The following is a 9,415-nucleotide window of genomic DNA, read 5'->3' on the forward strand; positions in this document are numbered from 1 at the left end:
TACGCTGGACGCGCCGACGATCATCCACTGGCACGGTCAGATCCCGCCCAATGTACAGGACGGGGTGCCCGACCTCCCGATGCCAATGCTGCAACCCGGAGAGTCCCGCGCCTATGACTTTACCGCACGTCCCGGCACCCACTGGATGCATGCTCATGTCCCCGAGCATGAAATGCTGCTGCTTGCCGCACCGCTCGTGGTTCGGCGGCCGGAAGATGTGTCGGCCGACAGACAGGAAGTGACGCTGTTCCTGCATGACTTCTCCTTCAGACCACCAGCCGAAGTGCTGGCCGAGATCACTGGCGGCACTTCGATGGCCGGGATGGATCACAGCCAGATGGGGCAGGATGGCATGGCCGCGATGGACATGGGTGCGATGGGGCAGGGCGACGCGATGTCGATGCCGGGCATGGATGGCATGGCCATGGACTTGAACGACTATAACTTTGATGCCTATCTCGCAAACGACCGCACTCTTGACGATCCAGAGGTTTTGCAGGTCGACAAGGGCGGCCGGGTCCTTGTCCGGGTGATCAACGCGGCAGCAGCGACGGTCTTCTGGATCGACACTGGCAGCTTGCCGGGGCGGCTGGTCGCTGTGGATGGGGAGCCGGTCCAGCCAATGACCGGCAGCCTTTTCGGCCTGGCCATGGGTCAACGTCTTGACATCGAGCTGGACGTGCCAGCCGAGGGCGGAGCTTTCCCCATCCTCGCGCTGCGAGAAGGGGCAAAAGAGCGCACGGGTGTAATTCTTGCGACGCCGGGCGCTTCAGTGACGAAGGTTGTTGGCTTGTCTGACGCTGAACATCCGGCATTCAGCGCTGACCTTTCGCAAGAGGCTGCTTTGCGCGCTGTCACGCCCCTGCCCGAACGCGCGCCGGCTTCGCAGCCTATGCTGATGCTGGGCGGGTCGATGATGCCCTATGTCTGGACGATCAACGGCCAGACCTGGGGCAACCATGTCCCTGTCACCGCGAAATCCGGCGACAGAGTAGAGATCACGTTCCACAACATGTCGATGATGGCGCATCCTATGCACTTGCACGGTCATGCGTTTCAAGTGGTCAGCACGGGTGGTGCGCGCTTTGCAGGTGCGGTGCGCGACACCGTGCATGTGCCACCGATGGGCATGGTGACGGTCGCGCTGGATGCAGGCGAAGCTGCGCGGTGGATGCTGCACTGCCACCACATGCCCCACCTTTCGACGGGCATGATGACGGAGTTCGCAGTATCGGCCTAAAAGCCGCCGAGGCCCGCAGTATGCCTGCGGGCCTCGGCCCTTTTCGCAGGAGATAGGTAATGACGCGATTCTTTGGACGACGCGCCGTTCTTGCGGCACTGGCCATGCCATTCGTCACGCAGCGTGCACACGCGCGCGCGCCCTTTCGACTTCGTGGGGACCCGCAGCCTTTGCTCTCGCCCCCGATCGTGGACGAGTCAGGGCGCGACCGGCGTCTCGAAGACTTCGGGGGCCGTGTGATTCTCTTGAACATCTGGGCAACATGGTGCCCGCCGTGCCGGGAAGAAATGCCAATGCTCGACCGACTTCAGGCGCGGATCGGCGGCGCAGATTTCATGGTGCTGCCTCTTTGCATCGATGATGCGGGAATTGACAGGGGGCGGCGTTTCTACAATGAGATTGGCATTGCGAATTTGTCATTGTTCTGGGCTGAATCCCTTCGTGTTCAACTGGCTTTCGCCTTTGTCGGACTTCCGACGACGCTACTGATCGACCGAGAAAGTCGTGAGATCGGGCGCCTGCAAGGCCCGTTTGACTGGGACAGTGATGACACCGCCACCCAGATACGTGGTCTCCTTTAACCTCTGGTCGCTCAGGCGGATGGATAGCTGGTGAACACTTTCAAACTGCCATCGCGCTTGATCAGAAGCACGTCATATGCGTCGCGGCTGTCTTCTGAACCCATGCCTGGCGAGCCGTAGGGCATGTCTGGCACAGAAAGTCCAAACGCATCCGGTCTTTCGACGAGCAACCGGCGGATGTCGGCAGCGGGAACATGTCCTTCGAGCACATACCCGTCGACGGTTCCTGTGTGGCAAGAGAAGGCTTTTACCGGGACCCCGTGGTCCATCTTGTAGCGGATCAACAGCGTCCCCATCGAGACTTCATCCGTCACCGTAAAGCCTTGCTCGCGCAGGTAGTCGACCCAAGCTTCGCAACATTCACAACCGCGCCCTTTGACGACATGAATGGGGGGCTCTACCTGCGAATTCGCAAAGTCTACTGGCAAGGCCCAGAAGGCCGCCGCAGCAAGCATAAATTCACGTCGTTTGACCAGCAACCCCGTCATCCCCGATCCTCCATTTTGGCCGACTTGAAGCCGGTCTCTTTTCGCCAAGTTGCAAGCGCATTCAGATCGTCAACTGAAGCGATCTCCTGAGCAGAAAGGGCCTCGCGATCCGTCGGATCGATGGGCCGACCGTCCACACGAACTTCATAGTGAAGGTTTGGTCCACTCACGAGCCCTGTAGCTCCGACGGCTCCGATCCTGCTCCCGGCCTTTACCCTTGTTCCCTGTTCCGCCGTGTCGGTGATTTCCGACAGATGCGCATATCGCGTCACGACGCCACCGCCATGATCAATATCAACCGTCAAGCCGTACCCGCGAATCGTCCCGGAAAAGATGATGCGGCCCGCCCCGGTTGCTGACACTTCGGTCCCCACAGGCGCGGCATAGTCGATACCGGTATGCATCCGTACCCCGCCCAGCACAGGATGATTGCGCCTGCCAAAGACAGAGGAAAGACGCGCCCCAAGGATTGGCGCAGCGGAGCGTTGGACGGCTTCTCCATCCTCAAAAACGATGACTGGCCCTGCAGCGTCAGACGCTACAAGTTCGAGAACGCGATCTGTCAGTTCCAGCCGCGCATAGTTCAAGCGTGGCTCGCCCGCGATGCTTCCGTCGGGAAGTTGGTCCTCCCGCCAGACAAGAGCGAAGCTTTCACCACCTTTTATGTCGCGCCTGAAATCAACCTGGCCCGCGAGAAGGGCTGTCAGGTCAACGGCGAACCTTTCGGGCGCGTTGGCTGCGACAAGCGCCTCATACAGGGGACCCTGAAGGGTCAAAGTCTCCCGTCTGTCGACTTCCCGGATCGGGGGATCAAGCCTCTCGGCTGTGATCGGTCCGTTGAACGACAAGTTGATCTCGACCCCATCATCAACAAACAGCGACAGTCGCAAGACTCTCGTGGGGTCAATTTTTTCTGCAGCCCACTCCAGCCGATGTCCGGGGCGCAGTTCTGTCAGATCATAAACACCCGCAAGGGCCAATGCTGCCTCGGCCCTGACGTTTGGCGGAATGCCCGCTCTGCCAAGAACGCTGTCCAGAGTATCACCGGATGCGATCGTCGCCGTCGACTGCGAAAGAACATGTGACGTCGGTGGGTCCGCGAAGACCGGGACGGGTGCGGCAAGCCCGAAAGCAAGAAGCAAAAGCGTGGTGTGTCTGATCATCTGGCAGGATGGCCTTTCAACTGAGGGCTCGGCGAATTTTGGGTACGGCGAAGCGCCGGTCTTCGTGGAAGTCGATGATGCTGGCAAAGCGCCCGTCCGGGTAGAACAGGAAAACTCCAGCAGTATGGTCCATCGTGTAGTCGTCTCCATCGCGCGGTACCTTGCGGTAGGACACACGAAAATCCGCAGCAGCCTGAGCAATTTGACTGGCAGTTCCGGTCAGACCAGCAATCCGCGGGTCGAAATTGGCGACATACTCGGCCAACACGTCCGGCGTATCGCGGTCGGGATCAACCGAGATGAGGGCGATGTTCAGCCGGTCGGCATCTGGCCCCAACTCCTCCAGCCAGCCGGATATGTCGCTCAGCGTGGTTGGGCAAACATCGGGACACCAGGTGAAGCCGAAGAACACCATTGTCGGGCGGCCGATCCAGTCAGCGGATCGCACGGCCCGTTTGCGGTGGTCGGTCAGTTGCCAACTCATTTCGCTCATCGACAGCGGCAGGGCCGCATTCAAGACCGGGCCATTGCGCGTGCGGTAGGCGCCAAGGCCCAACATGAAGGCCATGGCGCCGACTACGCTCCCAACCCCAAGAATTATTGTTCTGCGTCGGCGCAATCCGGACCCTCCGCACGCAAGGACAGCACCTCTACATTCACTGTCACCTCGCCGGCCTTCTCGAAAGACAACGTGACAGGAAAACTGTCACCCTCCTTCAGGGCCGCAGTCAGGCCCATCAGCATCCCGTGATAGCCACCCGGCGAAAGTTGGACGCTTTGGCCTGCCGGGACAGGGATCGACATGGCATGCGGCATCGACGCGACGCCATCCTTGACCACAGTTTCGTGCAACATCGGCATCCCCGCTGCTGGCGTGGAAATGCCGACAAGAGCATCGTCGGTAGCGCCAGCATTGCTGATCGAGACATAGAAAACGCCAGGACGGCCAGCGCCGATGGTGACCTTAGACCAGCCATGCTCGACGCTCAGATCACCGACTGTCACGGTTTCGCAGGCAAAGGCCGCTGATGCAGTCAACGACAGGGTCGCAGCAAGCAACAAGTGTTTCATGGGTCAAAACCTCGTCTGAAGGTCGGAAAGGATGTCGGCGGCCGGAGTGCCGTAGGTGAATTGGCGAAGCCATTCACCATCCGGACCAATCAGGAAAAGGCCGGGACTATGCGCCATGGAATAGCCGTCAGGCGATGCAGCATCGTTCTCGCGTTCATAGAAAATCTTGAAGCTGTCGGCCGCGGCTTTCGTCTCGGTCTCGGTGCCTGCCAGACCCAGGATCGCCGGATGAAAGGCTGCAGTGTAGGCCGCAAGGCCGAGCCGCCGGTCGCGTTCGGGGTCAATCGAGACGAAAAGCGGTTGAACTTTCTCGGCATCCGCCCCGAGATCGTCCAAAACTTGGGCTACGTCTGAAAGCGTCGTAGGGCAGACATCGGGGCAGTTTGTGAAGCCGAAGAAGACGAGAAGGAATTTCCCGCGAAACTCTGCACTCGTCCGGATACGGCCTTCATCATCCGCCAGTGTAAAGACTGGCGTGAAAGCCTGACTGGTTTCGGCAACACCCTCGCCTTGGGTGGCCCACCTTGTTCCGGCAAAAATGACCATCGCGGCGATAGCGGCGACCCATAACCCAATTTGAAGGCGTCTAAGGCGCATCGAAATATCCGACCAAGAGATTCATTTGAGTGGTCTAGAACCTTGAGCAGCTAGAGGTTCAAGCGACATTGAGGTGAGTTTTTTGGCCACCGGCAATGTTTCGCCGATCATTGGCTGCCGAGAAACCGCCCCAAGGCGATCCCGAGGAAGGTGCCGAAAAGACCAAATGCGATGGCGAAACCAGCCCCATACTGCAGCCGGTCAAGCCATCTACCGCCACGCTTGCGCGCGAGGATATAGCCCCAGACAAATCCAATAGCCCCAAAAAACGGTCCGATCATGTCGATTTCCTTGTTAAGAGCGCTGCCTTTTGCAGTCGCAGTCGCAGTCTGACGATAACCCATGCAAGCAGGACCAGCGCCAATGCGGTCCAGTCGCCGAAGCGAGCATAAGGAGTTGGTGAAAGCGGTCGTGGCAAGCGCGTGTCAATAATTCCTGCCGTTCCAAGTTCGAGCATAGCCAGCGTCCGACCGTAGGCATCGACCACGGCGGATATTCCGGTGTTGGCGGCACGAACAAGCGGGAGACCTTCTTCGACCGCTCGCATTCGGGCTGAAGCCAGATGTTGCCATGGTCCGATCGAGGTGCCGAACCAGGCATCGTTGGTTGCGTTGAAGATCCAGTCCGGACGGATCGCGTCATCGGCGACGTGGCCGGGAAAGATTGCCTCATAGCAGATCGCCACTCCAACATAGGGGTGGGGCCCAATCGCCAGCGTGCGCGGTCCAGGGCCGGGCGCAAAATCGCCCAGAGATTGAACCAACCGCTGAAACGGCAACACACTGCGCCAGGGAACATACTCGCCAAAGGGCACCAGGTGATGCTTGGCGTAACGTGTGAGGATTGTGCCGTTCGGAGCGATGGCGAGGACGGAATTGCGGGAGACCGTTCCCGCCCCGGTTTTTTCCCGCTCCGGGCTGCCGGTGAGCAAGACACCAGTTTCGGACAACAGCCACCCCAACATGACCCGTGCGCCACGCTCTTCTGCAAGGAACCCAGGCCAGGCGGTTTCAGGCCAAAGCAAAAGATCGAACGACCCGGGGCGGGCCGACAGGGAAAAAAGCCGCAGGATGTTCGCTTTTCGGGAAGTTTCATCCCATTTGGCACTTTGCGCGATGTTTGGCTGCACGACCCGAACCTGCGTGCCACGGTCCGAAGCCGGGCCTGAGGTGGCAAGCCGCACCACTCCAAAGCCCGCAACGCTGACCAAAATCGCGGCCGCACCAGTCAGGCGAAGAACCCGCAGATGGCGGTCAGCACGACCGAAGGCGAGACCAGCAAGTGACGCACACAGCACGAGGAGAAATCCAAGCCCGTAGCTGCCGACCACCGAAGCTGCTTGGGACAGAACGGTCCAGTCAGCCAGCGTGTAGGCTGCAAGATTCCACGGAAACCCGGTGACGACATGTCCTCGCAGCCACTCAGACGCCGCCCAGGCCGTGGCCAGCGACAGCGCCGGAGGCAGGCCGGACCGCGCCATGCGCGCCGCAACGACACATGCCAATGCTGGAAACGCTGATAGCAGCCCGGCGAGACCGAACACAGCAGGCAGGGCGAGCCATCCGAACCGGTCTGCCTCGACCTGAAAGCTTTCAGTGATCCAGAACAGGCCGGGCACAAACTGTCCCAAGCCGAACATGTATCCAAGCCCGAACGCCCTAAGCGACGATGCGCCACGCAACACCAGTGCAAGCGCCACGAAGGCAACCAGCGCGAGCGGCAAAATCGAATAGGGCGGCAGGGCGAGGACAAGGCACGCGCCTGCCGCTACGACGATCCCCAGTCTGGCCAGACTTCGCAGGTGCGTCCTGCCGGAAAACGGATGTCCATCCGAAATTATCAATTCTGTCAGATCCTCCAAATTGCAGAGTGACGCCTAACTGCTCTAGCAACTAGAGGTGCAACATATCCTTCAGCAGATCACGGCATTGTCAGAATGGCGCGGCAGGTCGCGCTATTTTTCAATGGCTGAAGTGTTGCGGTGAAAACCGTTACGCGAGGCCAAAAGTCACATAGACTTGACTGGACAACCGGGCCGCTTTGCCAGCCGCTAATATAACGATACGTACGCAATCGAAGGATTTGCGCTGCGATAATTTGAAGAAAGCGAAGCCAATGTTCACACGACGCCATTTCATTGCAACGACAGCCGCGCTGTTTTCGGCACCGATTGCTGCCCCGGTGCTCGCCGCGTCGCATCTGCAAGACCAGTGGGCGGCCTGGGATGCGGAGGTTACTCCGCCGGGCTATGACGCTGCAACGACCAATCCATGGGGGTTGCACCCGCGCCTACTGCCGACCCGCGTCGAAGCGCGAGCGGGGCTTGTGGCTGGTGATATCCACGTCGATGCGATCGCGAGGTATCTCTACCATATTCAGGCTGATGGCACGGCCATGCGCTACGGCGTCGCCATCGGCCGTGATGGTCTGTACGAGCCCGGAACCTACACGATCCGCCGCAAGGCGAAATGGCCAAGCTGGACGCCGACCCCCGCCATGATTGAACGTGAGCCGGAAATCTACGCGAAATATGTCGATGGCATGGCCCCCGGTCCGGCAAATGCCTTGGGTTCCCGCGCGCTCTATCTCTTTGTCGGTGAGCGCGACACCTTTCTGCGAATCCACGGCTCACCGCTTCCGGGTTCAATCGGAAGCCGCGCGAGTTCGGGCTGTGTGCGCATGGTCATGCCACATATCAACGACCTGTTCGATCAGGTCGAGGCTGGCGTAACAGCGCATCTCTACCCCGCCGAAGAAGGGAATGTGGCGACGACCCTGTGACGGACACCGCCCATTTGCGCGCTTGGGGCTGCCAGCGGGACTTTTCGGATCAGCCCACCGAGGCAGTTTTGGCTGCAGCGTCGGTGCAGATCGGCCTGCCCCTAACCGATCGCAGCGGCAACATCGTCGTCTCAACCGGCCCGACATGGCGGTACCAATAGCAGCCGTCTTCGGGTTTCAGGATCACTTCCTGCAGGTTCTGATACGGTGCCGCAATCAGGGCGACGCCTTCCGGCAGCTCCTTGAGAAACCCAGTCGTCTTGTCAGTTGCCTGATTGATCGGGACGGTGCAGGCCCCAAGTGCCAGAAACCCAATCGCAAGACAAATCGGCCGCAACCGTTTCAAAGCCACGGGTGGGGTTCGGTTTATCATCGCGATGTCCTCGGCTGTGATCGCTGACCTGTTAATGCTGCTCGGTCGCATAGATTATCCTTGTTTCTTGTTCTGTCGCGTTCCTGATCCGGCATGGGCGGCTTTGGCCCAGGCCTGCGGCGACTATACCTTGATCAGGGCCGCGGTGGCATACATGAACGCGAGCCCAGCAAGAAAACCGCCAAGAACAGCGGGAGCAAACAGCACGAATTGCCGGTCGTTGTTCTGGCGCATGAGGTAGGCGGTGACCTCGACCATGACCTGCAGGATCGCACCTGCCCCGACGGCCAGTGCCAATGCCGACCACTGCGGCGCATAGGCCAGACTGCCAGCCCACATGCCCAGTACAGCCGGGCCGCCAGCCAAAAGCGTCAGGGCAGCAAAGGTCCAAAGTGGTGGCCGGACACGTAGCATCGGTGCAGCAATGCCGATCCCTTCCGTCACATTGTGCAGTGCAAATCCGAGGACGAGGAAGGTGCCAAGCCCCGCCGATCCGGCGGCGAACGCCCCACCGATGGCCAGTCTTTCTCCGAAATTGTGCAACCCGATTCCGAGCGCGATGTAGAAGGCCAGCGCCAGCCCTTCGGGCGTGCCGCGCCAGCGTCCGATGGCCATCAGCAACAGGAAACTCGCCAAGCCAGCCAGCCAGACCATGGCAGACCCCTGGAACAACGCGGCGGCTTCGGCTGCAAGTTCCAGCGCCTCGGACGTCATGTCGATGAGCAGGAAGGCCAGCAGGCCCACCGTCAGCGCAAGCTGGAAATTCATGCCTCCCCGCCCGACCCCGCGCATCGCCGGATAGAACATCAGGCCAAGCGCCACCGGCAAGAGGCCGACAATCGCGCCCACCAGCGCCTGCAGGCGAAGTTGCCCCGCGTCGGGCTTCGGTGTCGGTACGGCCACAGCGATCTCGTGTTCGAACACCGTACCGGTATTCGAGACCATGGCGACGCGATGTGCCTCACCCAGAAGCCAAGGATAGGGGATGCGCAGCCAGACGCTATCTGCGCGTGCAATGGGTCCGGCAGGCTCTTGCGTGAAGGACCAGTAGGCGTCGTCCACCGCGACCTGTGCGATGACCATCGCCTCTGACCCACCGGCTCGAACCAGCACCTGAATAC

At 60.3% G+C, this 9,415-nt stretch carries 12 protein-coding genes; 3 read left to right on the forward strand and 9 right to left on the reverse strand.

Features of this window, described 5'->3' with window-relative positions; all coding sequences use genetic code 11:
- Positions 1–4: 4 nt before the first annotated feature.
- Both U1A24_RS18490 and U1A24_RS18495 read left to right on the forward strand, forming a co-directional pair.
- Positions 5–1,240 carry a multicopper oxidase family protein gene (locus U1A24_RS18490; protein ID WP_322323467.1) on the forward strand — a complete coding sequence of 412 codons (1,236 nt, stop codon included), beginning with the start codon at positions 5–7 and terminating at the stop codon, positions 1,238–1,240.
- Between the two features lie 59 nt (positions 1,241–1,299).
- Positions 1,300–1,821 (forward strand): TlpA disulfide reductase family protein, encoded by a 522-nt coding sequence (locus U1A24_RS18495; protein WP_322323457.1) that lies wholly within the window; start codon positions 1,300–1,302, stop codon positions 1,819–1,821.
- Positions 1,822–1,832: 11 nt separating this feature from the next.
- On the opposite strand, the gene U1A24_RS18500 is transcribed toward U1A24_RS18495, so the two are convergent.
- From U1A24_RS18500 to lnt, 7 genes are all read right to left on the reverse strand, one after another.
- Positions 1,833–2,309, reverse strand: a complete 477-nt coding sequence (locus tag U1A24_RS18500) for a DUF411 domain-containing protein (protein WP_322323458.1) — start codon at positions 2,307–2,309, stop codon at positions 1,833–1,835.
- Entirely contained in the window at positions 2,306–3,472 is a 1,167-nt protein-coding gene (locus tag U1A24_RS18505) for a M23 family metallopeptidase (protein WP_322323459.1), read from the reverse strand. The genes U1A24_RS18500 and U1A24_RS18505 overlap by 4 nt, the downstream gene beginning before the upstream one ends.
- Before the next feature lie 16 nt (positions 3,473–3,488).
- Positions 3,489–4,031, reverse strand: a complete 543-nt coding sequence (locus U1A24_RS18510; protein WP_322323468.1) for an SCO family protein — start codon at positions 4,029–4,031, stop codon at positions 3,489–3,491.
- A gap of 38 nt (positions 4,032–4,069) precedes the next feature.
- Complete coding sequence (locus U1A24_RS18515; RefSeq protein WP_322323460.1) at positions 4,070–4,543, reverse strand: copper chaperone PCu(A)C; 474 nt, start codon at positions 4,541–4,543, stop codon at positions 4,070–4,072.
- Positions 4,544–4,546: 3 nt separating this feature from the next.
- On the reverse strand, positions 4,547–5,140 hold the full coding sequence (locus tag U1A24_RS18520; protein ID WP_322323461.1) for an SCO family protein: 594 nt from the start codon (positions 5,138–5,140) through the stop codon (positions 4,547–4,549).
- A 107-nt stretch (positions 5,141–5,247) separates the two neighbouring features.
- Complete coding sequence (locus U1A24_RS18525) at positions 5,248–5,421, reverse strand: hypothetical protein (protein ID WP_322323462.1); 174 nt, start codon at positions 5,419–5,421, stop codon at positions 5,248–5,250.
- A complete protein-coding gene (gene lnt / locus U1A24_RS18530) occupies positions 5,418–7,001 on the reverse strand; it encodes an apolipoprotein N-acyltransferase (protein ID WP_322323463.1) in 1,584 nt (527 codons plus the stop codon). The genes U1A24_RS18525 and lnt overlap by 4 nt, the downstream gene beginning before the upstream one ends.
- Before the next feature lie 254 nt (positions 7,002–7,255).
- On the opposite strand from lnt, the gene U1A24_RS18535 reads away from it, so the two are divergent.
- Entirely contained in the window at positions 7,256–7,921 is a 666-nt protein-coding gene (locus tag U1A24_RS18535) for a L,D-transpeptidase (RefSeq protein WP_322323464.1), read from the forward strand.
- 49 nt (positions 7,922–7,970) lie between these two features.
- On the opposite strand, the gene U1A24_RS18540 is transcribed toward U1A24_RS18535, so the two are convergent.
- Together U1A24_RS18540 and U1A24_RS18545 are read right to left on the reverse strand one after the other, a co-directional pair.
- Positions 7,971–8,294, reverse strand: coding sequence for a hypothetical protein (locus tag U1A24_RS18540; RefSeq protein ID WP_322323465.1), 324 nt, complete (start codon positions 8,292–8,294; stop codon positions 7,971–7,973).
- A gap of 123 nt (positions 8,295–8,417) precedes the next feature.
- Positions 8,418–9,415 (reverse strand): metal transporter (locus U1A24_RS18545; RefSeq protein WP_322323466.1); only part of this gene is annotated, 998 nt, incomplete at its 5' end.

It is taken from the genome of Cypionkella sp. (assembly GCF_034376685.1).
Taxonomy (GTDB): Bacteria; Pseudomonadota; Alphaproteobacteria; order Rhodobacterales; family Rhodobacteraceae; genus Cypionkella.